The organism is Pseudomonas sp. NFIX28 (genome assembly GCF_900107395.1).
Lineage (GTDB): Bacteria > Pseudomonadota > Gammaproteobacteria > Pseudomonadales > Pseudomonadaceae > Aquipseudomonas.
This window is the reverse complement of the sequence record NZ_FNPW01000022.1, coordinates 58,911-84,984: the sequence shown is the minus strand read 5'-3', so window position 1 is coordinate 84,984 and position 26,074 is coordinate 58,911. Positions and strand designations below refer to the sequence as shown.

The following is a 26,074-nucleotide window of genomic DNA, read 5'->3' as shown; positions in this document are numbered from 1 at the left end:
TTGTGCACGCGCTGGCCGGTTGGCTGGCCGGACTGCGGGTCACGCGGGATGATCACTTCGTGCTGGAAGCCCTGAACCATGACCTGGTCTTCGTGGCCTTCCTGGTAGGTGTTGCCAACGGAGTCAGCGGTGAAGGCACCGGCGGTGATCAGGCCTTGTTTGGTGCCGGTGATGGACATATACGCTGGTGTAGCCATGGATGCTCTCCTTGCTAAAAAATAAAGGTGCCCGGTGGGACGAATTGCCCGGTTGGGTGCCTGACTGTTATCAAGGAGCATGCCAGGAGTTGAAAGCGCCTTATGGAACAAGAAGTTCCGGCGTTTTCAGGCATCGCCGACGGTATTTCCAGCCCGAAGACGGTTGAAAGTGCGCAACTTCTTGCGCAGTGCTGTGCAAGAAGTTGCGCACTTGGCTGTAAGCCCCGGTTTATCTAGCCTTTGGATAACTGTTCACAGAGTTATCCACAGATGAGTGCGCAAGAAGTTGCGCATAGTGGCCATAGGCCTTGATCATCACGGCGTCACCGATGCCGGTTGCGGTGGCGTAGTCGCCAGCTGTGGCTCCCGGTAGCTGGAGGGGCTGAATACCCGGGTCACCACCAGCATGGCCAGCACGGTGAGGATCAGTACCCACCAGGCACTGTCGAAGCTGCCGGTGAGCTGGCGCAGCCAGCCGGTCATCCACGGCGACACGGCATTGATCAAAAAACCCACCCCTTGCACGAAGGCCGCCAGTTGCCCGGCCTCCCGGGGATCGCGACGGTGATCGAGGGTAAGGATCAGGCTCAGGGCGAAACAGGCGCCGAGGCCGAAGCCGATCAGCGCCACCCACAGGTGCGGAGCCTGCAGCGGCCACAGCACCAGGCCGCTGAAGCCCAGGGCCTGGGCGCCGAGGCTGATGGCGAGCAATGGCCGGCGGTCGCTCCGGCGTTGCGCCAGGGCCGGCATCAACAGCGCGGCGATGACCTGGAAGATAGTCATGAACGCCAGCAGCGAGCCGCTCTGGGTCGCGCTCCAGCCCAGTTGCAGGTAATAGGCCGGCAGCCAGGCGACCATGCTCATGTAGCCGCAATTGACCAGGCCAAAGTACAGCGCCAGCAACCAGGCCCGACGGTTGCGCCACAGGCTGGTGGAGGGCGCGTGGAGGCGCTGTCCCGGCCCGGCGAAAGGCAGCAGCCACCACAGCAGCAGGGCCGCCAGCGCCGGCAGCAGCCACACGCCCAGCCCGGCCTGCCAATGGGCAAAGTGCGTGGCGACCTGCGGGCTGAGCAGCGCCGCGAGGCCGCCACCGCCCATCAGCGAGGCCGAATAAATACCCATGGCCAAGGCCACCCGCGGCTGGAACTGGCGCTTGATCAACGCCGGCACCAGCGCCTGGATCAAGGCCACGCCGGCACCGCCGAGCAGGGCCGTGGCGAGCAGCGCGCCGGCCTGGTCGCAGAGCCATCGCGCCAGGCAGGCGGCAACGATCAGCGCCAGGCCCAGGGCCACGCCGCGCCGTTCGCCCAGGCGCGCCTCCAGGCGCACCCCGAGCAGCGCCACCAGGCCCATGCAAACCACCGGCAGGCTGGTGAGCCAGGCGCTGTTCTGGAAACTCATGCCGGTGGCAGCGCGGATCTCCATCAGCAGCGGGCTGATGGAACTGAGGATCGGCCGCAGATTGAGCCCCAGGGCGATCAGCAAGGCCCAGCCGCCGAGGCGGCGCAGGTGCGACTCAGCGAGCGGCATGGCGGGCCTGCCAGTCGCGGTAGATCTCGTGCATCGCCGCTTGCGGCAGGTGTTGCACCGGCAGGCGCTGGGCCGCCAGGGGCAGGGCCAGTTGTTCGTAGATCGCCGCCGTGGACAAGCCGAAGGGCGCGGCGCTGGCGTTGTCCGCGGCATATACCGCGCGCGCCACGCCGCACAGGTACATGGCGCTCAAACACATGGGGCAGGGTTGGCCGCTGGCATAGATCACGCAGCCATCCAGGTGTGGCCCGAGCTGCTGACTGGCGACCCGGATGGCCAACAGCTCGGCGTGGGCGGTGGGGTCTTGGGTCAGGTGGATCTGGTTGACCGTCTCGGCCAGCACCTGGCCGTCGCGCACCAGCACCGCGCCAAACGGCCGGCCGCCGGCGGCGACGTTTTGCCGGGCCAGTTCGACGGCGCGTTGCAGGTAATCCTGATCGTTGTTCATGGGCGCTCCTTGGTGGCGCAAGTCAGGACGCGCCGGCGTCCCGCAGCAGTTTGACGATGGCGTGCTGGCCGCGTTTTTCCGCCTGTTGCAGAGGGCTCAGGCCTTCGTTGTCCGGCAGGTTCAGGTTGGCGCCGGCGGCGATCAACTGAGCGACGATCTGTTGATGCGCCGGGCCGCCGTCGGCCAGCACTATGGCTTCCATCAGGCAGGTCCAGCCCAGGCGATTGACGTGGTCGAGGTCGACACCGGCCTTGATCAACAGGCGCACGGTGTCGACATGCCCACGCTCGCAAGCCGGGATCAGCGCGGTGCCGCCGTAGCGGTTGGTGCTTTTCAGGTCGGCGCCGTGGGCCAGGGTCAGCTGCAGGATCGCATTGCGCCCGCTGGCGCCGGCCAGCAGGTAAGGGCTGTCGTGGATCAGGTTCTTCTGGTTGACGTCGGCCCCGGCCTCGATCAGCGCACGGGCGATTTCGACCTGGTTGGCGGCGGTGGCCAGCAGCAACGGGCTGCTGCCATCCGAGTCGCGCACGTTGAGGTTCGCGCCTTGGCTGATCAGTGCCTGGACCTTGGGCAGTTGCCCGTCGCGGACCGCCTCGAGCAGCGCCTTGTCGTTTGCCATCGCCACCCCCGCGAACAGACCCACCGCCAGAACCACGTGCTTGCAAGACAGGTAACGCATGGCGCCCAGCTCCCGGTGCGGTAAATGAACGGCGAGTATGGTCAGGCCCTGAGGTATTCTGAAATTAAATATAACCATGCCAATCAGTGGCATTTGCAATGGTGCTGCTATGTTCGATCCCGTGTTGCTGCGCAGTTTTGTCGCCGTCGTCGATTGCGCCAATTTCACCCGCGCCGCCGAGCGCCTGCACCTCACCCAGTCCACGGTCAGCCAGCAGGTACGCCGGTTGGAAGAGAGCCTGGACTGCAAGCTGCTCGACCGCGACCAGCGCCGGGTGGTGGCCACCGCCGAGGGCGAACGCCTGCTGGGTTATGCGCGGCGCATCCTGGCCTTGAACGAAGAGGCCAGCGACGTCTTGCTGCATCAACAGAGCGAAGGCGTGCTGCGTCTCGGGGTGCCGGAAGACTTTGCCGCCGAGCGGTTGATGCCGCTGTTGTCGCGCTTCGGCCAGGACCATCCCGGTGTGCGCCTGGAGGTCACCAGTGGGCTGGGGCCGGAATTGACCCGGCTTTATCGACGCGGCGAATTCGACTTGTTGCTGGTCAAGCAGATGGGCGCCAGCGACGACTGCCTGGCGTCGTGGCCGGAGCCGCTGTGTTGGGTCGACAGCCGCGCCACCCCGGCTTTCGGCCGCGATCCGTTGCCGCTGGTGGCGTTCCCGGTGGGTGGGCTGTATCGCCATGAAATGCTGCACCACCTCGAAGTCGGCGGCTGGCGTTGGCGCATCGGTTATTCCAGCGCCAGCCTGGCCAGCGTCTGCTCGGCGGTGGCGGCAGGGCTGGGCATCAGCCTGCTGCCGGTGCGGGTGGTGGCCGCCGGGCATCGCGTGCTCGATGCCGCCAGCGGCTTACCAGATATCCAGGGCGTGCGCCTGGCGTTGTATGGCCGTGGCGGTTTGAGCCGGGCTGGCAAGGCTTTGGAAAACCAATTGCTGGAGTTGTGCGAAAGCCAGGCAATGAGGGTTTGAACCGGCCTGATTTCGATTGGATATAACTACCGTTAGTTGGGTTGTAAGTTATGGTTTAAATTAATTATCCATATAGCGATTTCATCGTTATTTGCCGTGGACAGACTTTCAATTGCCGACCATGCTGCTTCTCGTGAGTTTCAAGACGGAACTCGCTTTCATTGGAAGAGACTTCAACAGCATAAGGAAACCGCATTATGTCGAGCATTAATGGAACTTACGTAAACTCCAACGCTGACGCCAGGCTGGTCGTGACCGACGGTAACGATTCCAATGGTTCCTTCAGCGGCGAGCTCACCCAGGCAGGTGTGAAGTACAGCGTTACCGGCCACTATCACTTCCAGAACAGCACCGGCCAGCCCACCATCATCAGCATTTCCGCCTACAACGATGGCTATGGCTACCAGGCCTGGGCACTGTTTTCGCCGGATCACAACTACGCGCGGCTGCGAGCCTCCGGCGGACGCACGAACTTCAGCGGTGACGTGGTCGGCCTGAGCGGCGAATTCCTCAAGCAGTAATCTGGAGGACTAACGGTTGTATGAATAACGGCTCGATTTAGCGATCGAGCCGTTTTTTATAGAAGTATTTTTTGTATTTAAATAACTTCCAGATATTTTTTGATTTCTTCATCTTTCAATAACGTTATTAATATCTTTGGTAAATACATTAAATGCCTTAAAGCATGTATCGGGCAGGACGCGAGCAACGAATTCACCACACGCATTTCACGTAGGAGCGAGGCTCGCCCGCGAAGCAGACACCGCGGTTTGCCAGGCAAAACGCCATCGCGAGCAAGCTTCGCTCCTACGGATTCACCACACGCATTTCACGTAGGAGCGAGGCTCGCCCGCGAAGCAGGCACCGCGGTTCGTCAGGCAAGACGCCATCGCGAGCAAGCTTCGCCCCACGGATTCACCGCACGCATTTCACGTAGGAGCGAGGCTTGCCCGCGAAGCAGACACCGCGGTTTATCCGACGAAACGCCAGCGCGAGCCGGCGTCCGTACAGCATCGGTACAGGTGGGTCTTGATATTCTTTATGGGTATTAATAAATAGCTTCTTATTCCTTAACGAATATAACCCACGTCCCTATACTCGACCCGGAACAGACACGCAGGAGAGCTCCCCATGCGCAACGAATCAATTCGCTACCTGATTGTGCCGGGCTGGCAAGGATCGCCAGAAAATCATTGGCAAAGCCACTGGCAGAACAGCCTGCCGAACAGTGCGCGGGTGGAACAGGCCGACTGGCTGACGCCGCGGCGCGAAGACTGGGTCGCGGCGCTGGCCGAGGCGATTGCCGCCGACAGCACGCCGGTGATCCTGATCGCCCACAGCCTGGGCTGCATCACCGTTGCGCACTGGGCCGCCCATGCGCCGGTCAGCGCCTTGCGCCAGGTGCGCGGGGCGCTGCTGGTGGCGCCGGCGGATGTCGAGCGGCCGACCTGTGCGCCGGCGCTGCGCAATTTCGCGCCGATCCCCAGCGACCTGTTGCCCTTCCCGAGCCAGATTGTCAGCTCCGACAACGACAGCGCCATCAGTGCGCCGCGTGCCCTGGAACTGGCCCGCAACTGGGGCGCCGAAGCGGGGATCCTGGCCGGTGCCGGGCATATCAACGTCAAGTCCGGCCACCAGCGCTGGGAGCAGGGCTTCGCTTATCTGTATCGCCTGCAAAACCGCATGGAACAGCATTCCCTGCGCCGCGCCTGATTGTCTTTTTTTTGCTAAACGCCCCCGCCTGCCAGCGGAATGGGGCGGGAGTCTGCCATGAGTTCGCATGAGTCTTTCGGCCAGCCGCTGCTGACCTTTCCCGATGCTGAAAAAAGCCCATTGAGCATCCGCGCCAAGGCGCTGGTATTCGTCGATCCGCGCTCGCGACAGCTGCGCCAGGAGCTGGAACAGCTGGCGCCGCGCTCAATCTCGGTGTTGATCCGCGGTGAAACCGGCAGCGGCAAGGAGCTGCTGGCCCGGCATATCCACCGTGCCAGCGACCGCAGCGGGCTGTTCGTGTCGGTCAACTGCGGGGCGATCAGCCCGACCTATGCCGACGCCGAATTGTTCGGCTACGCCGCCGGCACCTTCAGCGGTTCGGCCAGTAGCCGCGCCGGCTGGTTCGGTTCGGCCAACGGCGGCACCCTGTACCTGGACGAGATCGGCGACTTGCCGTTGCCGATCCAGATCAAGCTGCTCTCGGCCCTGGAAACCCATGAGGTGATCCGCGTCGGCGCCCAGCAGCCGAGCCCGGTGGATGTGCGCCTGGTGGCGGCCACCAGCATCGACCTGGCCCAGGCGGTGGCCGCGGGCAAGTTCCATGAGCGGCTGTATCGCTACCTCGGCGAAGGGCATCTGGAGCTGCCGGCGCTGCGCGAACGGGTCGGCGACATTCTGCCGTTGGCCGAGTATTTCCTCGGCATCTATAGCCAGCGCCTGGACCTGCCGGTACCGCTGATCAGCGAAGCCGCCCAGCGGGTGCTGGAACAGCACAGCTGGCCGGGCAACACCCGCGAGCTGGAGAACATCATTCACTTCGCGCTGCTGGTCAGCAGCGGCGAGGAAATATTGCCGGAACACCTGAACCTGCCGCCGCAGCTGTCCCGGCTGGAGCTGGTGGACCAGCAGCTGAAGGGGCTGATCGCGGACGGCTCCGCCGCCGAGTTGCAGGCGCTGCAACACCTGCTCAAGCAACATGGTGTGATCTGAAGTCCCCTCCCATTCCTGATTCGTGCAGCGGGCTGCTTTCTGTAGCCGCTGCCGCAGGCTGCGATCGGCTGCGCAGCGGCCGTCCATGCTCCATTCCTGAGTCGTGCAACGTGCTGCTTTCTGTAGCCGCTGCCGCAGGCTGCGATCGGCTGCGCAGCGGCCGTCCATACGACTCGCCATCCCTTTGAAAACGCCTGAGAACCTGGCGAGCGCTGCGCGCTCGATCGCAGCCTGCGGCAGCGGCTACAGGGGCATGCACAGCGCCTCAGATGCGGGCTAGAGCGGTCCGCTCCTGTATGAACAAAATGGAATATCAAAGTGAATAAAAGATATTGTTAAGGAATAAAAAATCCCGGTATTGTCCGCTCCACGCCAGAGATAGCACTTCGCTGGCACCTTCATTTAAGCCGTCGTCACTGACGACTCATAAGGACACTGCATGAAAAAGGTTCTGTTGTTCACCGCACTGGCGGCTGCCCTGACTGCCGGCCTGGCCCAGGCTGGCGAGAAACTGGTGGTGGCGGCCACGCCGGTGCCGCACGCCGAGATCCTCGAGCTGATCAAACCGACCCTGGCCAAGGAAGGCGTGGACCTGGAAATCAAAGTCTTCACCGACTACGTGCAGCCCAACGTGCAGGTCGACCAGAAGCGCCTGGACGCCAACTACTTCCAGACCCTGCCGTACCTCAAGAGCTTCAATGAAGGCAAAGGCACTAACCTGGTGACCGTGATCGGCGTGCACGTCGAACCTTTCGGCGGCTATTCGAAGAAAGTCAAAACCCTGGCCGAGCTGAAAGATGGCGCGACCATTGCCATTCCGAACGAAGGCAGCAACAGCGGCCGCGCCCTGATCCTGCTGCAGAAGGCCGGCCTGATCGAGCTCAAGGACCCGAAAAACGCCCTGGCCACGCCGAAAGACATCGCCAAGAACCCGCACAACTTCAAGTTCAAGGAGTTGGAGTCGGCCCTGCTGCCGCGCGTGCTGGACCAGGTCGACCTGGACATGATCAACACCAACTACGCCCTGGAAGCCGGCCTGAACCCGGCCAAGGACGCGCTGGTGATCGAGGGTGCCGACTCGCCTTACGTGAACTTCCTGGTATCGCGTCCGGACAACAAGGACAGCGCCGCCATCCAGAAACTGGCCAAGGCCCTGACCAGCCCGGAAGTGAAAGAATTCATCGCGAAGAAATATAGCGGCGCGGTATTGCCGGCGTTCTGATGGGCTACGCTTAAGTTGTACAAACCCCTTCAAGGTTTAAGCGCCGATGGCTTCTACAGCATCGGCGTTTTTTATTGCCCGCGTTAACAGCGATATATGCCAGCCCTTGCGTAGGAGCGAAGCTTGCTCGCGATCCAGGCGCTGCGGTGTACCAGCAGGGAGGCCATCGCAGGCCCGCTCCTACATAAAGGCGGTATTCATGGCCCGGCGCAAGGCCTTCAGCCATTTGACGATGTCCTGTGGATCGAGGGGCTGCGGGGTATCGAGGTCGGTCATTGTTTTTATCGTCCTTGTTTCAGGCGTGGTGGAGTCGGTGCCGGTTATCCGTTCCTTGGAGGGGAGCGACTTAAAAAAGATCCCCATCGGCGTCACAAAAAGTAGCCGGCCAACGCCTGCATGGCAAACCCGCGAGTTAGTTTTTTGGGTGATATCAATATGCTTTAACGGTATTTAAATTATTGTTTTTATAGCTATAAAGTCGATGCCTGCCGGATGGTTACCCACCGCCCAAATGGACTGCGTCACCGCCGCTTTACCCAGCGGCGTCCAGGATTGCCATGACCCTCGACTACGCCTTTATTCTCAGCACGCTGCCGGCCTTCCTCAAGGCCGTGGGCGTGACCTTGCAGGTCGGCCTGATCGCCATCGCCACCTCGCTGCTGGTGGCCCTGATCAACGCCACCGTCCTGGTGTTCCGCACCCCCTACCTGCGGCGCCTGGTCGGGCTGTATGTGGAGCTGGCGCGCAATACCCCGCTGCTGATCCAACTGTTCTTCGTCTACTTCGCCCTGCCGGCGCTGGGGCTGAAGATTTCCGGCTTCGCCGCGGCGATCATCACCATGACCTTTCTCGGCGGCGCCTACCTCACCGAAGTGCTGCGCGCCGGTGTCGAGGCGGTGCCGGCGGCCCAGCTGGAATCGGGCCGCTCCATCGGCCTGTCGCACTGGCAGCTGCTGCGCTATGTGATCCTGCCGCAGGCGGGGATCCTCAGCCTGCCGTCGCTGTTCGCCAACTTCATCTTCCTGCTCAAGGAAACCACCGTGGTCTCGGCGGTGGCGGTGCCGGAGATTCTCTACACCACCAAGAGCTACATCGCCCTCTACTACAAGACCTACGAAATGCTCGCCGTGCTCACGCTGATCTGCGTGCTGCTGTTCCTGCCGTTGTCGCTGTTGCTCAGCCGTCTGGAAAGGAGGCTGCAGCATGGCCAGTTCGGGTCTTGAGTTGCTCTGGGTGTCCTTGCCGCAACTGGGCAAGGGCGCTGCGCAGACGCTGTCGATTTCCCTGCTGAGCATCGCCTTCGGCACCCTCGGCGGCGTGCTCTACGGCGTGCTGCGGACCCTCGAGCGCAAATGGCTGAATGCGGTGTTGCGCATCTACCTGGAACTGTTCCGGGCGATTCCGGTGCTGGTCTGGCTGTACCTGCTGTTCTTCGGTTTGCCGATTTTCTTCGGCATCAGCATTCCCAGCTTCACCTGCGCGGTGCTGGTGCTGTCGCTGTGGGGCGCCAGCGAAGTCGGCGAGGTGGTGCGCGGCGCCCTGCATTCGCTGCCCCGTGGCCAGCGCGAGGCGGGGCTGTCGATCGGCCTGTCCGACCCGCAGCTGTACGGCTACGTGCTGCTGCCCCAGGCGCTGAAACGCATGACGCCGCCGACCATCAACGTCTACACGCGGATCATCAAGACCAGCTCGCTGGCGGTGCTGATCGGCGTGGTGGACGTGATCAAGGTCGGCCAGCAGATCATCGAGCGCACCTACGAGTCGGTGCTGATCTACGGCGCCCTGTTCCTGTTTTTCTTCTTTATCTGCTACCCGCTGTCGGCCGCCTCGCGCGTGCTGGAGCGGCGCTGGACGCAAGCATGAGCGCATTGATCGAGTTCCAGGGTTTCAACAAGTTCTTCGGCGAGCAGCAGGTGCTCAAGGACATCGACCTCAAAGTCGCCCAGGGCGAAGTGGTGGTGGTTCTCGGCCCCAGCGGCTGCGGCAAGTCCACCTTGCTGCGCTGCCTCAACGGCCTGGAAAAAGCCCACGGCGGCCACCTGCGCTTCGCCGGCCGCGAACTGCTGGGCCCGGCCACCGACTGGCGCCAGGTGCGCCAGGACATCGGCATGGTGTTCCAGAGCTACCACCTGTTCCCGCACATGAGCGTGCTCGACAACATCTTGCTCGGCCCGCTCAAGGTGCAGAAACGCGACCGCCGCGAAGCCCGTGCCCAGGCCGAGGCGCTGCTGGAACGGGTGGGCCTTCTGGACAAGCGCGATGCCTTTCCGCGCCAGCTCTCCGGCGGCCAGCAGCAACGCATCGCCATCGTCCGTTCGCTGTGCATGAACCCGCAGGTGATGCTGTTCGACGAGGTCACCGCGGCGCTGGACCCGGAGATGGTCAAGGAAGTGCTGCAAGTGATCCAGGGCCTGGCCCGGGACGGCATGACCCTGCTGATCGTCACCCACGAAATGGCCTTCGCCCGCGCGGTGGCCGACCGCATTGTGTTCATGGATGCCGGGCGCATCCTCGAGCAGCAACCTCCCGAGACCTTCTTTACGAACCCGCGGACCGCACGAGCGCAGCAGTTCCTGGAGAAATTCTCCTTCGTTGAAGCACTGCCCAAAAAAGCACCTACAAAGGAACTGGAGCTCTTATGAAAACTGCCAAGTCTTCGCTACTGCTACTCCCGCTGTTCGGCCTCGCCCTGCTGGCCGGCTGCGATAAATCCGCTGAGGCGCCCAAGCCCGCGGCCAGCGCCAGCACGGCCCCGGCGGCCGGCTACCTGGACAAGATCAAGGCCCGCGACAAGCTGATCGTCGGCGTGTTCACCGACAAGCCGCCGTTCGGTTTCGTCGACGAGACCGGCCGTTACGTGGGTTTCGATACCGATATCGGCCGGCAATTCGCCAAGGACCTGCTGGGCGACGAGAACAAGGTGGAGTTCGTAGCGGTGGAACCGGCCAGCCGCATTCCATTCCTGCAGAGCGACAAGGTCGACCTGATCCTCGCCAACATGACCGTCACCCCCGAGCGCAAGGAAGCGGTGGAGTTCACCAACCCCAACCTCAAGGTCGCGGTGCAAGCCCTGGTGCCTGACGGCAGCGACGTGAAAAAGCTCGACGACCTGGCGAGCCGCACCACCATCGTCACCACCGGCACCACCGCCGATATCTGGCTGACCAGGAACCATCCGGACTGGAAACTGCTGAAGTTCGAGAAGAACTCCGAGTCGCTGCAAGCCCTGGCCAGCGGTCGCGGCGATGCCTATGCCCAGGACAACCTGATCCTGTTCAGCTGGTCCAAGCAGAACCCGGGTTACCGCGTGCTGCCCCAGACCCTGGGGGAGCAGGCGCCGATCGCCCCGGCGGTGAAGAAGGGCAATATCGAGCTGCGTGACTGGGTCAACGCCGAGCTGGCCAAGCTGGGCGAGGACAAATACCTGCTCAAGCTCTACGACCAATACGTGCGCAAGGAACTGAGCGACGACACCCCGCCTGAAAGCGTGATTGTCGAGGGCGGCAAGTGGCAGGGGTGACAGTCTGTGCCTGAGCCCCTGTAGCCGCTGCCGCAGGCTGCGATCGACCGGAACGGTCGCAGCGGTTTCAAGGTCGCCGAGGTCCTTCGGACCTATCGCAGCCTGCGGCAGCGGCTACAGGGATTGCATGCGACCATGCCGGCAAGCATTGCACCCCGTAGGAGCAGGGGGGACGCCTGGTTCTTGCCCGCAATATTTTTGAGGCCGCTCAATCCGGCCAATGCCACGCCGGCTCATCGAGCATGCCCTGGCCGACGATTTCGGTCTGGCCGAAATTTTTCTCCAGCACGATCGCGTTGCATTGCGGGTCTTGCTGCAACGCCGCGATCAACCGGCTGGCATGGGACACCACCCACACCTGGCACTGCTGCGAGGCGCGGATAATCAGGCGCGCCAAGGCCGGCAGCAGGTCCGGGTGCAGGCTGGTTTCCGGTTCGTTGAGCACCATCAGCGTCGGTGGCCGCGGCGTCAGCAGGGCGGCGACCAGCAGCAAGTAGCGCAGGGTGCCGTCTGACAGTTCCGCTGCCGACAGCGACCGCAGCAAACCGTCCTGATAGAACTGCACGCCGAACAGCCCGCCCGGCACCGCGTCGATCTCCAGCCGCGAGCCAGGAAAGGCGTCGCTGATGGTCTCGCGCAGCGCCTGCTGGTCGCCCACCTCGATAATGGTTTGCAACGCCGCCGCCAGGTCGCGGCCGTCGTGGTGCAGCACCGGCGTGCGCGTGCCCAGCTGCGGCCGGCGCGCCGGGGCCTGGCTGTCGGTACGGAAATGGTCGTAAAAACGCCAGCCGCGAATCTGCTCGCGCAAATGCAGGACCTCGGGCGAGGAGCGCAGGTTGCCGACCTGATCGAACAGGCTGTCGCCGCTGGAGGTGTGCTGCGCCAGCACTTCCCACTGCCGCCCCTCGCGCGCGCGCACCATCGGCCCCTGGCGATCCACCAGCACGCTGGCCGGGCGATACACCGGCCCGCTCCAAATGCTCTCGCGCTTGATCCGCGGGTCGAGGGTGAAGCGCGATGGAATCGGTGTGCTGTGCCCCGGCAGCATGAAATGCCCGCTGGAATCGGGCAGCCCCAGGCCGATCGAATAACCGAAGTCTTCGCCGGCAAAGCCCAGCTGCAAGCGCTTGGCGGTTTTGCGTGGGCCACCCTGGATCGCCACCTCGCCACGGCTCATGCGCCGGCTGATCTGTTCCGGCCCGGCCCAGAACGTCGATTCCAGGCCGCCTTCGCTGGCCAGGGCGTTGACCACCCCGCCCTGGGCGGTTTCCGCCAGCAGGCGCAGGGCCTTGTAGAGGTTGGACTTGCCGCTGCCGTTGGGGCCGGTGATCAGGTTCAGCCGCTGCAACGGAATCACCAGTTTGTTGATCGAGCGGTAATTGGCCACTGCCAGGGTCTTGAGCATGCCGGGGCTCCTTGTGCATGGAGGCGCAGTGTGCCTGATCGGTGCCGATTTGGTAGCCGCTGCGCAGGCTGTGGAAAAACGCCCAGGGGCCGTTCTGCGACCTTGAAAACACGCGCGCTTCGCGATCGGTCGCCGCCTGCGGCAGCGGCTACACCGGCATTTTTGTCGCGGCGAAGGTGCCCGCCATCAGCCCCACGGGCAGGCGGTATGACCCGTCCAACCCGCGCCACGCATTTGTTTCGTCCCCCGCGTGCAGCGGTGGAACCCTGTTCTAAGCTCACAGTCGTAACGACACCTGTACACAGCATCACGCAAAGGAGCCTGCATGGCTGGTCTCGAATCGAAGTGGATAGTGGGTTTGACGCTGGCTGCGCTACTCAGCGGCTGTGGGGCCGAGAAACCGAGCGAAAAGGACCGGCCGCGGGTGCGCGTGCAGCAGGTGCAGACCCGCGATTTCGCCGCGCAGGTGACCCTCACCGGCGATGTCCAGGCGCGGGTGCAGACCGAGTTGTCGTTCCGCGTCGGCGGCAAGATCATCCAGCGCCTGGTCGACGTCGGCGACCGGGTCACGGCCAGGCAGGTGCTGGCCCGGCTCGATCCGAAAGACCTGCAGACCAATGTCGACTCCGCCGCCGCCTCGGTGTTCGCCGAGCAGGCGCGGGTCAAGCAGGCCAGCGCGGCCTTCGTCCGCCAGCAGAAACTCCTGCCCAAGGGCTACACCAGCCAGAGCGAATACGATGCCGCCCAGGCGGCGTTGCGCAGCAGCCAGAGCGCCCTGAGCGCCGCGCAGGCGCAACTGGCCAACGCCCGCGAACAACTGAGCTACACCGCGCTGATTGCCGATGCGCCGGGCGTGATCACCGCTCGCCAGGCCGAGGTCGGCCAGGTGGTGCAGGCCACGGTGCCGATTTACAGCCTGGCCCGCGACGGTGAGCGCGACGCCGTATTCAACGTCTACGAGTCGCTGCTGGTGGCCCCGCCGGACGACGGCGTGATCACCGTCAGCCTGCTGGACAACCCGAATATCAAGACCACCGGCAGGGTCCGTGAAGTGACCCCGGTGGTGTCCGCGCAGAGCGGCACGGTGCAGGTCAAGGTGGCCCTCGACGGCCTGCCGGCGGGCATGGACCTGGGCTCGGTGGTCAGCGCCAGCGCCCATGCGGCAGGCCAGGCCAGTGTCGAGCTGCCCTGGGCGGCGCTGACCAAGAAGCTCAGCGAGCCGGCCGTGTGGCTGGTGGGCGAGGACGGCAAGGTCACGCTGCATCCGGTCACGGTGGGACGTTACCAGACCGGCAAGGTCATCATCAGCGACGGCCTCAAGGGCGGTGAAAAGGTAGTGATCGCCGGCGGCCAGTTGCTGCACCCGGGGGCGCTCGTCGAGATCGTCGCCGGGCCCGGTGCGCAAGGAGCCCAGCCATGAAGCGCCTGTCCCTGCTGTTGTGCGCCGGCCTGTTGCTGGCCGCCTGTACCGAGGAACAACCGGCGCCCGAGCCGGTGCGCCCGGTGTTGTCGATCGAGGTGCGCGCCGAGTCCGAGGAAAGCCTCGGGCGCTTCGCCGGGAGCATCCAGGCCCGCTATGAAACCCAGTTGGGTTTCCGCATTCCGGGGCGCATCGCCAACCGCAACGTCGATGTCGGCGCCGAGGTGGGCAAGGGCGCATTGCTCGCCACCCTCGACCCCACCGACCAGCAGAACCAGCTGCGTTCCGCCCAGGGCGACCTGGCCCGGGTCGAGGCGCAATGGATCAATGCCCAGGCCAATGCCCGGCGCCAGCAGCAGCTGTTCGACCGTGGCGTCGGCGCCCAGGCGCAGCTGGACATCGCCCAGACCGACCTGAAGACCACCCGCGCTTCGCTGGACCAGGCCCGGGCCGCGCTCCGCCAGGCCCGCGACCAGCTCGCCTACAGCGAACTGCGCACCGATCACGGCGGCGTGGTCACCGCCTGGAATGCCGAGGCCGGCCAGGTGGTCAGCGCCGGCCAGCAAGTGGTGACCCTGGCCCGTCCGGATATCAAGGAAGCGGTGATCGACCTGCCGGCGGGGCTGGTGGACCAGTTGCCGGCCGACGTGGTGTTCAAGGTCGCCTTGCAGCTGGACCCGAGCGTCAACACCACCGCCATCGTGCGTGAGATCGAACCCCAGGCGCAGAGCGCCACCCGCACCCGGCGCTCGCGCCTGACCCTGACCGAAACCCCCGAGTCGTTCCGCCTTGGCACGGCCATCAGCGTGACCCTCAGCTCCGCCATCGTGCCGCGTACCGATGTGCCGCTGTCGGCCCTGCAGGAGGTGGACGGCCAGACCCGGGTCTGGGTCGTCGACCCGCAGACCCACACCGTGGCGCCGCGCGCGGTCACAGTGGTCAGCCGCGACCATGATTCGGTGCTGATCGGCAGCGGGGTAAAAATCGGCGAGCGGGTGGTGAGCGCCGGCGTGAACAGCCTCAAACCGGGGCAGAAAGTCAAAATCGACGAGGACAGTGCACGATGACCCCCGCCACGAAAGGCAGCTTCAACCTATCCGAGTGGGCCATCAAGCATCAGTCGTTCGTCTGGTACCTGATGTTCGTCGCGCTGCTGATGGGCGTGTTTTCCTACCTGAACCTGGGGCGTGAGGAAGACCCGTCCTTTACCATCAAGACCATGGTCATCCAGAGCCGCTGGCCGGGCGCGACCCAGGAAGAAACCCTCAAGCAGGTCACCGACCGCATCGAGAAAAAGCTCGAAGAGCTGGACTCCCTCGACTACGTGAAAAGCTACACCCGCCCCGGCGAGTCGACGGTATTCGTCTACCTGCGCGACACCACCAGTGCCAAGGACATCCCCGAGATCTGGTACCAGGTGCGCAAGAAGATCAACGACATTCGCGGCGACTTCCCCCAGGGCCTGCAAGGGCCGGGCTTCAACGACGAGTTCGGCGATGTGTACGGCTCGGTCTACGCCTTTACCGCCGATGGCCTGAGCATGCGCCAACTGCGCGACTACGTGGAGCAGGTGCGCGCCGAGCTTCGCGAAGTGCCGAACCTGGGCAAGGTGGAAATGGTCGGCGAGCAGGACGAAGTCATTTACCTGAACTTCTCCACCCGCAAGCTGGCGGCGCTGGGCATCGACCAGCGCCAGGTCCTGCAAAGCCTGCAATCGCAGAACGCGGTGACCCCGGCGGGGGTGATCGAGGCCGGGCCGGAGCGGATTTCCGTGCGCACTTCGGGGCAGTTCGCTTCCGAGAAAGACCTGGCCACGGTCAACCTGCGGCTCAATGACCGCTTCTATCGCCTGGCGGACATCGCCGAGATCAGCCGCGGCTACGTCGACCCTTCGACGCCGCAGTTCCGCTTCAACGGCCAGCCGGCCATCGGCCTGGCGATCGCCATGAAGAAGGGCGGCAACATCCAGGACTTCGGCCAGGCCCTGCACGCCAAGATGGACCAGCTCACCGCCGACCTGCCGGTGGGCGTCGGCGTGCACAAGGTGTCGGACCAGGCCGAGGTGGTGGAAGAGGCCGTCGGCGGCTTTACCAGCGCGCTGTTCGAGGCGGTGGTGATCGTGCTGGTGGTGAGTTTCGTCAGCCTGGGCATGCGCGCCGGGCTGGTGGTGGCCTGCTCGATTCCGCTGGTGCTGGCGATGGTCTTCGTGTTCATGGAGTACAGCGGCATCACCATGCAGCGGATTTCCCTCGGCGCGCTGATCATCGCCCTGGGCCTGCTGGTGGACGACGCGATGATCACCGTGGAAATGATGGTCACGCGCCTGGAAATGGGCGAGAGCAAGGAGCAGGCGGCGACCTTTGCCTACACCTCCACGGCCTTCCCGATGCTCACCGGGACCCTGGTGACGGTCGCCGGCTTCGTGCCCATCGGCCTCAACGCCAGTTCCGCTGGCGAATACACCTTCACCCTGTTCGCGGTGATCGCCGTGGCCATGCTGGTGTCGTGGATAGTCGCCGTGCTGTTCGCCCCGGTGATTGGCGTACATATCCTCAGCACCAATGTGAAGCCGCATTCCGAAGAGCCGGGGCGCATCGGCCGCACCTTCAACGCGGGCCTGCTGTGGGCCATGCGCAACCGCTGGTGGGCGATTGGCATCACGGTCCTGATGTTCGTGCTGTCGGTGTTTGGCATGGGTTTCGTGCAGAACCAGTTCTTCCCGTCCTCGGACCGCCCGGAAATTCTCGTCGACCTCAACCTGCCGCAGAACGCCTCGATCGCCGAGACCCGCCTGGCGGTGGATCGCCTGGAAGCGACCCTCAAGGACGACCCGGACATCCTGCGCTGGAGCACTTACATCGGCGAAGGCGCGATCCGTTTCTACCTGCCGCTGGACCAGCAACTGCAGAACCCCTATTACGCGCAGCTGGTGATCGTCAGCAAGGGCCTGGAGTCGCGCGAGGCGCTGACCCAACGCCTGAAAAAACGCCTGCGCGACGACTTCGTCGGCATCGGCAGCTACGTGCAGGCCCTGGAAATGGGCCCGCCGGTGGGGCGCCCGATCCAGTACCGGGTCAGCGGCAAGGACATCGACCAGGTGCGCAAGCACGCCATCGAGCTGGCCACCGAACTGGACAAGAACTCGCACATCGGCGAGATCATTTACGACTGGAACGAGCCGGGCAAGGTCCTGCGCATCGACATCGCCCAGGACAAGGTGCGCCAGCTGGGGCTGTCCTCGGAGGACGTGGCGCAGCTGATGAACAGCATTGTCAGCGGTTCCACCGTGACCCAGGTGAATGACGATATCTACCTGATCAACGTGGTCGGCCGGGCCGACGACAGCGAGCGCGGCTCCCCGGAAACCCTGCAGAACCTGCAGATCGTCAGCCCCAACGGCACCTCGATTCCGTTGCTGGCCTTCGCCACCGTGCGCTACGAACTGGAGCAGCCGCTGGTGTGGCGGCGCGATCGCAAGCCGACCATCACCATCAAGGCGGCGGTGCGCGACGAGATCCAGCCGACCGACCTGGTCAAGCAGCTCAAGCCTCAGATCGACAAGTTCGCCGCCGGCCTGCCGGTCGGTTACTCGGTGGCCACCGGCGGTACGGTGGAGGAGAGCGGCAAGGCCCAGGGGCCGATCGCCAAGGTGGTGCCGTTGATGCTGTTCCTCATGGCGACTTTCCTGATGATCCAGCTGCACAGCGTGCAGAAGCTGTTCCTGGTGGCCAGCGTCGCGCCCCTGGGGCTGATCGGCGTGGTCCTGGCCCTGGTGCCGACGGGCACGCCCATGGGCTTTGTGGCGATCCTGGGGATTCTCGCGCTGATCGGCATCATCATCCGCAACTCGGTGATCCTGGTGACCCAGATCGATGAGTTCGAGCACGCCGGGTATTCACCCTGGGATGCGGTGGTGCAAGCCACAGAGCACCGGCGCCGGCCGATCCTGCTGACCGCCGCGGCGGCCAGCCTGGGCATGATCCCGATTGCCCGGGAAGTGTTCTGGGGGCCGATGGCCTATGCCATGATCGGCGGCATCATCGTCGCCACCTTGCTGACGCTGCTGTTCCTGCCGGCGCTGTATGTGGCCTGGTACAAGATCCAGGAGCCGAAGGAAGAGGCGGCCTGACAGGGCGCTTTTCGCGGGCAAGCCTCGCTCCTACGCTGCAATACCCCGTAGGAGCGGGCCCAAGAGGACGCTATCGCGGGCAAGCCTCGCTCCTACGTTGGAATACCCGGTAGGAGCGAGGCTTGCCCGCGAACCAGGCGCTACGGTCTATCCGGCAAACCGCTCAAACCTTGCGCCAGACACTCGCCAGCCACGGCTGCTGCTCGCGCGGCAAACCGGCTGGCCGGTAGTAATGCTCCAGCTCGACAAACCCCGCCGCCGTGAGCAATTGCTGCCACGCCGCCAGGTCGTGGTAGGCGCCGTAACGCGTGCCATTCCAGCCTTCGTGGTTATCGCCGCGCGGGTTGGAGCTGAACAGCACGCCGCCGGGTTTGAGCGTGGCGTGCAGCTGGCGCAGCACCCGTGGCAGCTCCTGCGAGGGAATGTGAAACAGCACGGCGTTGGCGAAAATCCCGTCGAAACGTTCGGCCGGCAGCTCGAGCTTGAGGAAGTCCTGCTGCCAGACCTCGCAGCCGCTGTCGTCCCGGGCCATCTGCGCAAAACGCTCGGAGCCGTCGAGGCCGATGGCGATATGGCCCAGGCGGGTGAAGGCCTGCAAATCGCGGCCGGGGCCGCAGCCGAAGTCCAGCAGGGTGAAGGGCGCCGCGCCCTGGATATGCCGCAGCAGCGCGTCGATGTTCTGGCTGACATCGTGGTCGCGAGTGCCTTCGCGGAAATCTTCGGCTACCTGGTTGTAGTGGCCGAGGGTGGTGGAAGTGATCTGGTCGAGGTCGTCGGGAGCGAGTTTCATGGCGGGATTCGTTGGCTGGGGATATGAGGCTGAATATACCCCATGCTCCCGGCCGAAACCGTCCTGTAGCCGCTGCCGAAGGCTGCGATCGGCTGCGAAGCGGCCGTGCTCTTGAGAGCGCCGAAGGCCCTTCGGGCCTTATCGCAGCCTGCGGCAGCGGCTACAGGTTATTCGTCACAACGAAGGTGGCGTTTCTCAACGCTTGTTGAGCGCCCGCGCCAGGCGGTCGCCGCCCAGCTGGATGGCCGCCACCAGGATCACCAGCAGCACGATCACCGTGAGCATCACCTGGCTGTCGAAACGCTGGTAACCGTAGCGATAGGCGATGTCCCCCAGGCCGCCGGCGCCGATGGCCCCGGCCATGGCCGAGGAATTGATCATGGTCACCAGGGTGATGGTGAAGCCGCCGACGATACCCGGCAGCGCCTCGGGCAGCAGCACATGCCGGACGATATGCCAGCGCCGGCAGCCCATGGCCTGGGCGGCTTCGATCAGGCCGTGGTCGACCTCGCGCAGGCTGACCTCGGCGATCCGCGCGAAGAACGGCGTGGCGGCGATGGTCAGCGGCACCACCGCGGCCCAGACGCCATACGTGGTGCCGACGATCAGCCGGGTGAAGGGGATCAGCGCGACCATCAGGATCAGGAACGGGATCGAGCGGAACAGGTTGACGAAGGCCCCCAGCACGCGGTTCAGCCTGGGTGCCTCATAGATCCCGCCCTTGCCGCTGGTGACCAGGATCACCGCCAGCGGAATGCCCGCGAGCAAGGCGATCAGCGACGACACGCCGACCATCAGGAAGGTATCGATAACGCCCTGGAGCAAGCGATCAAACCACATAACCGAGCACCTCCACCTGTTGTGTCCATTGCTTGTGCAAAAAGTGCTGCGCGCGCAGGCGTTGCTCCTCGGCGTCCAGGGACGAGCCGCTGACCGCCAGCAGCAATTGCCCCAGGGCATGCCCCTGGATCCGTTCCACGCCGCCGTGCAGCAAGCGCACGCGCCCACCCAGGGTGTTGAACAGCGCGGCCAGGTCCGGCTCGTCGCTGCTCCTGCCGGTGAACCACAGGCGCAATACCAGCGCCGCGTCCGCAGACTGCGGCCGGGCCTGCAGGCGGTGTTGCAGCTCCTGCGGTACGTCGTGCTGCAAGGGCGCCAGCAGGGTCTTGCTGACTTCGTGCTGCGGGTTGCCGAACACTTCCCAGACCGGTCCCTGCTCGACGATACGCCCGTGCTCGAGCACCACCACCCGGTCGCAGATATCGCGGATCACCGCCATCTCGTGGGTGATCAGGACAATGGTCAGGCCCAGGCGCTGGTTGATCTGTTTGAGCAGGCCGAGGATCGACTGGGTGGTCTCCGGGTCCAGCGCCGAGGTGGCCTCGTCGCACAGCAGGATCGCCGGGTCGTGCACCAGCGCCCGAGCGATGCCCACCCGCTGTTTCTGCCCGCCCGAGAGCTGCGCCGGGTAGGCCTGGTGCTTGTCCTTCAGGCCCACCAGCTCCAGCAGTTCGCGGACCTTGCGCTCGCGCTGTTCCCTGGGCACGCCGGCCACCTTCAGCGGCAGCTCGACGTTCTGCCACACGGTCTTGGCCGACATCAGGTTGAAGTGCTGGAAGATCATGCCGATGCGCCGGCGCAGCTCCACCAGGCGGTTTTCGTCGAAGTCGCCGATGTCCACCTGGTCGATCAGCACTCGGCCGCCCGACGGTTGCTCCAGGCGGTTGATGGTGCGGATCAGCGACGACTTGCCGGCGCCGCTGCGGCCGATGATGCCGAACACCTCGCCGTGCTGGATCGCCAGGTCGATGGCGTGCAGGGCGTGCACCGGGCCCTGCTGGCCCTGGTAGGTCTTGGTCAGGCCGATGAACCGCACATGGGCGCGGTTCAGCTCCGGGTGCAGCTCGGCCTGCTGGGCGCTTTGCAGAGGGTGTCCGGGCTGCCCGGACGGCGTGTGCGCAAGATAGGCGACGCTCATGTTCAACCTTCCCAGCCGGCTTGGTAGAGCTTGCCATGGGCTTGATCCAGGGCGGCGCGCACAGCCGGCGAATGCTGGTAGATGTCGACGAACTTGATCAGTCGCGGGTCGGCCTTGCTCTTGGGCTGGATCACGAACTGGATCACGTATTCCTTGTGATCGAGGCCGTCGAACAGCAGCGCCGAGCCGGCATCGAAGGTCTTGGCCAGGCGGATGTAGGCCGGGTAGCCCTGCACCAGGTCGGCGTCGTCATAGGCGCGCACCAGCTGCACGGCCTCGACCTGGAGGATCTTCAGTTGCTTGGGATTGGCGACGATGTCGTCCTCGGTGGCCTTGTAGCCGACCCCTGGCTTGAGGCCGATCAGGCCGGCCTTGGCCAGCAGCTGCAAGCCGCGGCCGCTGTTGATCGGATCGTTGGCGATGGCCACGGTGGCGCCGTTGGGCAGCTCGTCGAAGCTTTTGTATTTTTTCGAGTACAGGCCGACGTTGTTGATGATCCCCGGGGCGAACGGCACCAGGTCGAAACCGGCGGCGGTCTTGGCGTTTTCCAGGAACGGGATGTGCTGGAAGTAATTCACGTCGATGTCGCCGGCGGCCAGGCTGACGTTCGGCGCGATCCAGTCGGAGAACTCCACCAGCTCGACTTTCAGGCCCTGTTTATCGGCCTCCTCGACGGCAGCCTCCAGGGGGATGGCGAAGGCGGCAGTGGTGCCGACCTTCAGTGGCGCGTCGGCGGCGAATACCGCGTTGGCGAACAGTCCGAGGGCGAGGGCCAGTGCTTTGACTGGGGCGGTCAGGAGCTTGGTTTTCATGGTGTCGTTTCCAGTCAGTGCATGAAGTTTTTGGGTGTTTGGGGCGGCCTCATCGCGGGCAAGCCTCGCTCCTACGCGGGCATATGCATTCTTCTTCCGTAGGAGCGAGGCTTGCCCGCGATGCTTCAACGGCGGTAAGCCGCTCCAGCGTGTTGCTCGGGTAATTGCGCCTCGCGCCGGAACAGCTTTTCGCGCAGGGTGCCGTTGTCGTAGGCGGTCTTGTACGAGCCACGGCGTTGCAGCTCGGGGATCACCAGGTCGATGAAGTCGACATAACTTTCCGGGGTGACGATGCGGGTCAGGTTGAAGCCGTCCAGGCCGGTTTCGGCGATCCAGGATTCGAGCTCGTCGGCCACCTGTTGCGGCGAGCCGACCACCGTGATGTAGCGCCCGCCCAGGGCGTGCTGGTCGAGCAGCTTGCGCCGGGTCCAGTCGTTGTTCTGCAGGTTTTTGGTGGCCGACTGGATGGCGTTGCTCTTCACGTACTGGATCGGCTCGTCGATCTCGTACCGGGAAAAGTCGATGGCGGTGGACGCCGAGAAATGCGCCACCCCGGCTTCGGCGCTGGCGTGGCTGCGGTACTCGGCGTGTTTCTTCCAGGCCAGCTCCTCGGTCGCGGCGACTATCACGTTGAGCCCCATGAACACCTTGATGTCCTCGGGATTGCGCCCGGCCGCCACGGCGCTGGCACGGACCTTGTCCACCTGGGCCTGGGTCGAGGGTTTGTCCTGCCCGCTGATGAACACGCACTCGGCATGGCGCCCGGCGAACAGCAGGCCGCGATCCGAACTGCCGGCTTGGAACAGCACCGGCGTGCGCTGCGGCGAGGGCTCGCACAGGTGATAACCCTCGACCTGGTAGAACTCGCCCTGGTGCTCGACCTTGTGCACCTTCTCCGGCCGGGCGTAGATCCGCTGCTCGCGGTCGTTGATCACCGCGTCGTTTTCCCAACTGCCTTCCCAAAGTTTGTAGAGCACCTCCAGGTATTCGTCGGCCTGGTCGTAGCGCCGGTCGTGCTCGGCCTGTTGCTTGAGACCCATGGCCTTGGCGGCGCTGTCGAGGTAGCCGGTGACGATGTTCCAGCCGACGCGGCCGCGGCTCAGGTGGTCCAGCGTCGACATGCGCCGGGCGAACAGGTACGGCGGCTCGTAGGTGAGGTTGGCGGTGAGGCCGAAACCGAGGTTGCGGGTCACCGCGGCCATGGCCGAGACCAGCAGCAGCGGGTCGTTGACCGGCAACTGGATCGACTCCTTGAGCGTCACGTCCAGCGAGTTCTGGTAGACGTCGTAGACCCCGACGATGTCGGCGATAAACAGCCCGTCGAACAGCCCACGCTCCAATAGCCGGGCCAGTTCGGTCCAGTATTCGACGTTCTTGTACTGGCTCGAATTGTCCCGCGGATGGGTCCACAGGCCATGGTTGATATGCCCGATGCAGTTCATGTTGAAGGCGTTGAGCAAGATCTTTTTCTTGCCCCTGTCCGGAGTGCTCATCAGATGGTCCCCCGCAGTGGCGGGTTCGTCTGGTTGAGGTAGTAATTGCCCACCGCGTGGTACTTCCAGCGCACCGGGTCGTGCAGGGTGTGCACCCGGGCGTTGCGCCAGTGGCGGTCGAGGCCGTGTTCGGCCAGGGTCGCCTGGCTGCCCGCCAACTCGAACAGGGTGCTGCCGGCGGCCAGGGAAATCTCGGTGCTGATGGCGCGGGCTTCGGCCACCGCGATGGAAGCGGCGGCCACGGTCTCGGCGTTGGGCTCGGCCTGGGCGGCGTCGAGGAATTCCCCGGCGCGTTCCAGCAGTGCCTCGGTGGCGTGCAGGCGAATGCTCAGGTGGCCGAAGCTCTTGAGGGTCAGCGGGTCGTCGGTGGCCTTGTCGTGGCCGGAGTCGATCCACGGCCGGGTCTTGGTGCGCACGAAGTGCAGGGCGTCTTCGTAGGCGGCGCGGGCGATGCCGGTGTCGATGGCGGCGTGGAGAATCTGTGCCAGCGGGCCGACGGTCGTCGGACGCTCGAAGGCGCTTTGGAAGGGCAGCACGTCCTCGGCGGCGACGAACACGTCCTCGAACACCACCGAGCCGCTGCCGGTGGTGCGCTGGCCGAAGCCGCTCCAGTCATCGATCACCGTCAGCCCCTGGCTGTCCGCCGGGACGAAGGCCAGTTGCTGCACGCCCTGTTCGTCCACCACCGAGGTGGGGATGCGCTGGGCGTAGATGGCGCCGGTGGAGTAGAACTTGCGACCGTTGATGCGATAGCCGTCGCGCCCTTGCTGCACGTCGCGGGTCAGGCGAGTGGTGCGGTCGTGGGCGGTCCTGGTGCCCAGCTCGGCCAGGGCATTGCCGAAGCGCTGGCCGGCCAGGGCCTCGGCGTACAGGCGTTTTTTCTGCGCCGCGCTGCCGTTCACCCGCAGCACCTCAAGGGCATAGAAATGGTTCTGCGGGATCTGCCCCAGGGAGCCGTCGGCCTGGGCGATCAGGGCGATGACCCTGGCCAGGGTGACGTTGGACACACCGGCGCCGCCGTATGCCCTGGGCACGCTGATGCCCCACAGGCCGGAGCGGGAAAAGGCTTCGAGTTCGGGGTGGGGCAGGCGGCGCTCGCGGTCGCGCAGGGCGCTGTCGCGCTTGAAATCTTCGGCCAGGTCGCTGGCGACCACCAAGGCTTGCTCATCGCTGGTTATGACCGCGACGTGTTGAGAAAGAATCATGTGTTTCTCCAGAGATCTGGTCGCTTAAATCCAGGAATGGCGAGCCGGCAAAGTGCCGTTCAGGTGATAGGCGCCGACCGCGTGGTATTTCCAGCGCACCGGGTCGTGCAGGGTGTGGACCCGGGCGTTGCGCCAGTGCCGGTCGAGGTTGAATTCGGCGAGGGTGGCGCGGCTGCCGGCCAGCTCGAAGAGCTTTTCGCTGGCCAGCAGGGAGATCTCGGTGGTCAGCACCTTGGCTTCGGCCACGGCGATCGAGGCGCGGGCCGCGGACTCGGCGCTGATCGGCGCGGCGCTGACCTGGTCCAGCACCTGGCCGGCCTTGCGCAGCAGGGCCTCGGCGGCGTGCAGTTCGATTTTCAGCTTGCCGATGTCGGCGATCACATACAGGTCGTCGCTGGCCCGCTCGACGTTGGCGTCGATCCACGGCCGCGAGCGCTCGCGCACGAAGGCGATGGCGTCGTCGATGGCGGCGCGGGCGATGCCGGCGTCGATGGCCGCCTGGATCAGCTGCGAGACCGCGCCCTGGATATTCGGCGACTCGTTGATCCGCCAGTTATCCACCACCAGGTCGGCATCGACCCGCACGTTGTCGAGCAAGATGGTGCCGCTGGCGGTGGTGCGCTGGCCGAAGCCCGACCAGTCGTCGACGATGCGCAGCCCCGGGGTGCCGCGCCGGACGAAAGCCAATACCTGCTTGCCGTCGTCGTTCAGCGCCTTGACCGCCACCCAGTGGGCGAACAGGGCGCCGGTGGAGTAGAACTTGCGGCCATTGAGCAGGTAGCCGTCGCCGTCGGCGGTGATTCGTGCCTTGAGTTCCAGGGTGTTTTTGCTACCGCGCTCCGGGCCGGCATTACCGATGCGCCAGCCTTCCAGCACGCTCTGGAACAGCTGCTTTTTCTGGCGTTCGGTGGCGCTGCCGAGGATCAGCTTGAGAATGCCGAACTGGTTCTGCGGGATCTGCCCCAGGGCCGGGTCGGCGGCGGAGATGATCGCGAAGACTTCGGCCAGGGTCACGAAGGACACTTGTGGGCCGCCGTACTCACGGGGAATGGAAATACTGCCCAGGCCACTGCGGGTGAACTGTTCGATCTGCGCCCATGGCAGCTTGCGCTGCTGGTCACGCCGGGCCGCCTGCTGGCGGGCAGCGGTGGCCAATTCGTGGGCGGCTTGAAGGGCTTCTGCGTCGTTGAGCAGAACCCGTGCGGGCAACAACAGGGGGGCGATATCCAGATCGCTCTGGACAGTTGCGTCGGCCAGACTGGACATCAGCGCCACTCCTTGGCTGCACGCAATGCCCTGGCGATCTGCACTGGGGTGATTGTGTTCCGGACCATACCTACCTCACATCTTTGGAAATGCCGCGCCGGGGCGGCGAATCGGATTCAAGAATGTCCGGTGGTCCGGTGCATATACCCTATGCGTGTATAAAAATTAAATAAACTAACTTTTAGGAATATACATAGAAGGCCCTGCGGGCCTTTTCGCAGCCTCGCGGGCTCGGCAGCGGCTACGGGGGCGGGGTGTGGTTTTTGTAGCCGCTGGCGTAGCCTGCGCTCGGCGGCGCAGCCGTCGTAAA

The 26,074-nt window shown here is 64.6% G+C and carries 24 protein-coding genes; 12 read left to right on the top strand and 12 right to left on the bottom strand.

All coding sequences use genetic code 11. The features are described 5' to 3' along the window. The 4 genes from tssD to BLV20_RS28870 form a co-directional block, all read right to left on the bottom strand. Positions 1 to 197 (bottom strand): type VI secretion system tube protein TssD (gene tssD, locus BLV20_RS28885; RefSeq protein ID WP_139192761.1); only part of this gene is annotated, 197 nt, incomplete at its 3' end. A gap of 315 nt (positions 198 to 512) precedes the next feature. Then, a complete protein-coding gene (locus BLV20_RS28880) occupies positions 513 to 1,727 on the bottom strand; it encodes a CynX/NimT family MFS transporter (protein WP_092305777.1) in 1,215 nt (404 codons plus the stop codon). Further along, the gene (locus BLV20_RS28875) at positions 1,714 to 2,175 is read right to left on the bottom strand and encodes a nucleoside deaminase (RefSeq protein ID WP_092305776.1); all 462 of its coding nucleotides are present in this window, start codon (positions 2,173 to 2,175) and stop codon (positions 1,714 to 1,716) included. The genes BLV20_RS28880 and BLV20_RS28875 overlap by 14 nt, the downstream gene beginning before the upstream one ends. 22 nt (positions 2,176 to 2,197) lie before the next feature. Beyond that, complete coding sequence (locus BLV20_RS28870; protein WP_092305775.1) at positions 2,198 to 2,854, bottom strand: ankyrin repeat domain-containing protein; 657 nt, start codon at positions 2,852 to 2,854, stop codon at positions 2,198 to 2,200. 109 nt (positions 2,855 to 2,963) lie between these two features. On the opposite strand from BLV20_RS28870, the gene BLV20_RS28865 reads away from it, so the two are divergent. The 9 genes from BLV20_RS28865 (at position 2,964) to BLV20_RS28825 (ending at position 11,266) form a co-directional block, all read left to right on the top strand. After that, positions 2,964 to 3,821 carry a LysR family transcriptional regulator gene (locus BLV20_RS28865; RefSeq protein WP_092305774.1) on the top strand — a complete coding sequence of 286 codons (858 nt, stop codon included), beginning with the start codon at positions 2,964 to 2,966 and terminating at the stop codon, positions 3,819 to 3,821. Positions 3,822 to 4,018: 197 nt separating this feature from the next. Beyond that, on the top strand, positions 4,019 to 4,342 hold the full coding sequence (locus tag BLV20_RS28860; protein WP_092305773.1) for a hypothetical protein: 324 nt from the start codon (positions 4,019 to 4,021) through the stop codon (positions 4,340 to 4,342). Positions 4,343 to 4,952: 610 nt separating this feature from the next. Beyond that, the gene (locus tag BLV20_RS28855; protein WP_092305772.1) at positions 4,953 to 5,534 is read left to right on the top strand and encodes an alpha/beta hydrolase; all 582 of its coding nucleotides are present in this window, start codon (positions 4,953 to 4,955) and stop codon (positions 5,532 to 5,534) included. Positions 5,535 to 5,591: 57 nt separating this feature from the next. After that, complete coding sequence (locus BLV20_RS28850) at positions 5,592 to 6,524, top strand: sigma 54-interacting transcriptional regulator (protein WP_092305771.1); 933 nt, start codon at positions 5,592 to 5,594, stop codon at positions 6,522 to 6,524. 439 nt (positions 6,525 to 6,963) lie between these two features. Next, positions 6,964 to 7,746, top strand: coding sequence for a MetQ/NlpA family ABC transporter substrate-binding protein (locus tag BLV20_RS28845; RefSeq protein ID WP_092305770.1), 783 nt, complete (start codon positions 6,964 to 6,966; stop codon positions 7,744 to 7,746). 557 nt (positions 7,747 to 8,303) lie between these two features. After that, complete coding sequence (locus tag BLV20_RS28840) at positions 8,304 to 8,969, top strand: amino acid ABC transporter permease (RefSeq protein ID WP_092305769.1); 666 nt, start codon at positions 8,304 to 8,306, stop codon at positions 8,967 to 8,969. Further along, positions 8,950 to 9,609 (top strand): amino acid ABC transporter permease, encoded by a 660-nt coding sequence (locus BLV20_RS28835; RefSeq protein WP_092305768.1) that lies wholly within the window; start codon positions 8,950 to 8,952, stop codon positions 9,607 to 9,609. The genes BLV20_RS28840 and BLV20_RS28835 overlap by 20 nt, the downstream gene beginning before the upstream one ends. Then, positions 9,606 to 10,388 (top strand): amino acid ABC transporter ATP-binding protein, encoded by a 783-nt coding sequence (locus tag BLV20_RS28830; RefSeq protein ID WP_092305767.1) that lies wholly within the window; start codon positions 9,606 to 9,608, stop codon positions 10,386 to 10,388. The genes BLV20_RS28835 and BLV20_RS28830 overlap by 4 nt, the downstream gene beginning before the upstream one ends. Beyond that, the gene (locus BLV20_RS28825; RefSeq protein ID WP_092305766.1) at positions 10,385 to 11,266 is read left to right on the top strand and encodes a transporter substrate-binding domain-containing protein; all 882 of its coding nucleotides are present in this window, start codon (positions 10,385 to 10,387) and stop codon (positions 11,264 to 11,266) included. Before BLV20_RS28830 ends, BLV20_RS28825 begins: the two co-directional genes overlap by 4 nt. 208 nt (positions 11,267 to 11,474) lie before the next feature. Here the strand turns inward: BLV20_RS28825 and BLV20_RS28820 are convergent, their stop codons facing one another. Continuing rightward, the gene (locus BLV20_RS28820) at positions 11,475 to 12,671 is read right to left on the bottom strand and encodes an AAA family ATPase (RefSeq protein ID WP_092305765.1); all 1,197 of its coding nucleotides are present in this window, start codon (positions 12,669 to 12,671) and stop codon (positions 11,475 to 11,477) included. Positions 12,672 to 12,996: 325 nt separating this feature from the next. Here BLV20_RS28820 and BLV20_RS28815 point away from each other — a divergent pair, with 325 nt between their 5' ends. Genes BLV20_RS28815 through BLV20_RS28805 form a run of 3 tightly spaced genes read left to right on the top strand, consistent with a single transcriptional unit; the run spans position 12,997 to position 18,220 of the window. After that, entirely contained in the window at positions 12,997 to 14,091 is a 1,095-nt protein-coding gene (locus tag BLV20_RS28815) for an efflux RND transporter periplasmic adaptor subunit (RefSeq protein WP_092305764.1), read from the top strand. After that, on the top strand, positions 14,088 to 15,158 hold the full coding sequence (locus tag BLV20_RS28810) for an efflux RND transporter periplasmic adaptor subunit (RefSeq protein WP_092305763.1): 1,071 nt from the start codon (positions 14,088 to 14,090) through the stop codon (positions 15,156 to 15,158). The genes BLV20_RS28815 and BLV20_RS28810 overlap by 4 nt, the downstream gene beginning before the upstream one ends. Further along, on the top strand, positions 15,155 to 18,220 hold the full coding sequence (locus BLV20_RS28805) for an efflux RND transporter permease subunit (protein ID WP_092305762.1): 3,066 nt from the start codon (positions 15,155 to 15,157) through the stop codon (positions 18,218 to 18,220). The genes BLV20_RS28810 and BLV20_RS28805 overlap by 4 nt, the downstream gene beginning before the upstream one ends. A gap of 163 nt (positions 18,221 to 18,383) precedes the next feature. Here BLV20_RS28805 and BLV20_RS28800 read toward each other — a convergent pair whose 3' ends face one another. The 7 genes from BLV20_RS28800 to BLV20_RS28770 all read right to left on the bottom strand — a co-directional run bounded on the left by BLV20_RS28800 (position 18,384) and on the right by BLV20_RS28770 (position 25,764). Then, positions 18,384 to 19,010, bottom strand: coding sequence for a class I SAM-dependent methyltransferase (locus BLV20_RS28800; protein ID WP_092305761.1), 627 nt, complete (start codon positions 19,008 to 19,010; stop codon positions 18,384 to 18,386). A 195-nt stretch (positions 19,011 to 19,205) separates the two neighbouring features. Beyond that, the gene (locus BLV20_RS28795) at positions 19,206 to 19,850 is read right to left on the bottom strand and encodes a methionine ABC transporter permease (RefSeq protein ID WP_092305760.1); all 645 of its coding nucleotides are present in this window, start codon (positions 19,848 to 19,850) and stop codon (positions 19,206 to 19,208) included. Further along, positions 19,840 to 20,988 carry a methionine ABC transporter ATP-binding protein gene (locus tag BLV20_RS28790; protein ID WP_092305759.1) on the bottom strand — a complete coding sequence of 383 codons (1,149 nt, stop codon included), beginning with the start codon at positions 20,986 to 20,988 and terminating at the stop codon, positions 19,840 to 19,842. The genes BLV20_RS28795 and BLV20_RS28790 overlap by 11 nt, the downstream gene beginning before the upstream one ends. A 2-nt stretch (positions 20,989 to 20,990) precedes the next feature. After that, positions 20,991 to 21,800, bottom strand: a complete 810-nt coding sequence (locus BLV20_RS28785; RefSeq protein WP_092305758.1) for a MetQ/NlpA family ABC transporter substrate-binding protein — start codon at positions 21,798 to 21,800, stop codon at positions 20,991 to 20,993. A gap of 125 nt (positions 21,801 to 21,925) precedes the next feature. Then, a complete protein-coding gene (locus BLV20_RS28780; protein ID WP_092305757.1) occupies positions 21,926 to 23,293 on the bottom strand; it encodes an LLM class flavin-dependent oxidoreductase in 1,368 nt (455 codons plus the stop codon). Further along, complete coding sequence (locus tag BLV20_RS28775; RefSeq protein ID WP_092305756.1) at positions 23,293 to 24,498, bottom strand: SfnB family sulfur acquisition oxidoreductase; 1,206 nt, start codon at positions 24,496 to 24,498, stop codon at positions 23,293 to 23,295. The genes BLV20_RS28780 and BLV20_RS28775 overlap by 1 nt, the downstream gene beginning before the upstream one ends. Before the next feature lie 24 nt (positions 24,499 to 24,522). Beyond that, complete coding sequence (locus BLV20_RS28770) at positions 24,523 to 25,764, bottom strand: SfnB family sulfur acquisition oxidoreductase (RefSeq protein ID WP_092305755.1); 1,242 nt, start codon at positions 25,762 to 25,764, stop codon at positions 24,523 to 24,525. Between the last annotated feature and the right edge of the window lie 310 nt (positions 25,765 to 26,074).

Excerpts from the sequence above, each read along its gene's own strand:
- BLV20_RS28880 (WP_092305777.1), bottom strand. The coding sequence starts at position 1,727 with ATGCCGCTCGCTGAGTCGCACCTGCGCCGCCTCGGCGGCTGGGCCTTG.
- BLV20_RS28875 (WP_092305776.1), bottom strand. The coding sequence starts at position 2,175 with ATGAACAACGATCAGGATTACCTGCAACGCGCCGTCGAACTGGCCCGG.
- BLV20_RS28870 (WP_092305775.1), bottom strand. The coding sequence starts at position 2,854 with ATGCGTTACCTGTCTTGCAAGCACGTGGTTCTGGCGGTGGGTCTGTTC.
- BLV20_RS28865 (WP_092305774.1), top strand. The coding sequence starts at position 2,964 with ATGTTCGATCCCGTGTTGCTGCGCAGTTTTGTCGCCGTCGTCGATTGC.
- BLV20_RS28860 (WP_092305773.1), top strand. The coding sequence starts at position 4,019 with ATGTCGAGCATTAATGGAACTTACGTAAACTCCAACGCTGACGCCAGG.
- BLV20_RS28855 (WP_092305772.1), top strand. The coding sequence starts at position 4,953 with ATGCGCAACGAATCAATTCGCTACCTGATTGTGCCGGGCTGGCAAGGA.
- BLV20_RS28850 (WP_092305771.1), top strand. The coding sequence starts at position 5,592 with ATGAGTTCGCATGAGTCTTTCGGCCAGCCGCTGCTGACCTTTCCCGAT.
- BLV20_RS28845 (WP_092305770.1), top strand. The coding sequence starts at position 6,964 with ATGAAAAAGGTTCTGTTGTTCACCGCACTGGCGGCTGCCCTGACTGCC.
- BLV20_RS28840 (WP_092305769.1), top strand. The coding sequence starts at position 8,304 with ATGACCCTCGACTACGCCTTTATTCTCAGCACGCTGCCGGCCTTCCTC.
- BLV20_RS28835 (WP_092305768.1), top strand. The coding sequence starts at position 8,950 with ATGGCCAGTTCGGGTCTTGAGTTGCTCTGGGTGTCCTTGCCGCAACTG.
- BLV20_RS28830 (WP_092305767.1), top strand. The coding sequence starts at position 9,606 with ATGAGCGCATTGATCGAGTTCCAGGGTTTCAACAAGTTCTTCGGCGAG.
- BLV20_RS28825 (WP_092305766.1), top strand. The coding sequence starts at position 10,385 with ATGAAAACTGCCAAGTCTTCGCTACTGCTACTCCCGCTGTTCGGCCTC.
- BLV20_RS28820 (WP_092305765.1), bottom strand. The coding sequence starts at position 12,671 with ATGCTCAAGACCCTGGCAGTGGCCAATTACCGCTCGATCAACAAACTG.
- BLV20_RS28815 (WP_092305764.1), top strand. The coding sequence starts at position 12,997 with ATGGCTGGTCTCGAATCGAAGTGGATAGTGGGTTTGACGCTGGCTGCG.
- BLV20_RS28810 (WP_092305763.1), top strand. The coding sequence starts at position 14,088 with ATGAAGCGCCTGTCCCTGCTGTTGTGCGCCGGCCTGTTGCTGGCCGCC.
- BLV20_RS28805 (WP_092305762.1), top strand. The coding sequence starts at position 15,155 with ATGACCCCCGCCACGAAAGGCAGCTTCAACCTATCCGAGTGGGCCATC.
- BLV20_RS28800 (WP_092305761.1), bottom strand. The coding sequence starts at position 19,010 with ATGAAACTCGCTCCCGACGACCTCGACCAGATCACTTCCACCACCCTC.
- BLV20_RS28795 (WP_092305760.1), bottom strand. The coding sequence starts at position 19,850 with ATGTGGTTTGATCGCTTGCTCCAGGGCGTTATCGATACCTTCCTGATG.
- BLV20_RS28790 (WP_092305759.1), bottom strand. The coding sequence starts at position 20,988 with ATGAGCGTCGCCTATCTTGCGCACACGCCGTCCGGGCAGCCCGGACAC.
- BLV20_RS28785 (WP_092305758.1), bottom strand. The coding sequence starts at position 21,800 with ATGAAAACCAAGCTCCTGACCGCCCCAGTCAAAGCACTGGCCCTCGCC.
- BLV20_RS28780 (WP_092305757.1), bottom strand. The coding sequence starts at position 23,293 with ATGAGCACTCCGGACAGGGGCAAGAAAAAGATCTTGCTCAACGCCTTC.
- BLV20_RS28775 (WP_092305756.1), bottom strand. The coding sequence starts at position 24,498 with ATGATTCTTTCTCAACACGTCGCGGTCATAACCAGCGATGAGCAAGCC.
- BLV20_RS28770 (WP_092305755.1), bottom strand. The coding sequence starts at position 25,764 with ATGTCCAGTCTGGCCGACGCAACTGTCCAGAGCGATCTGGATATCGCC.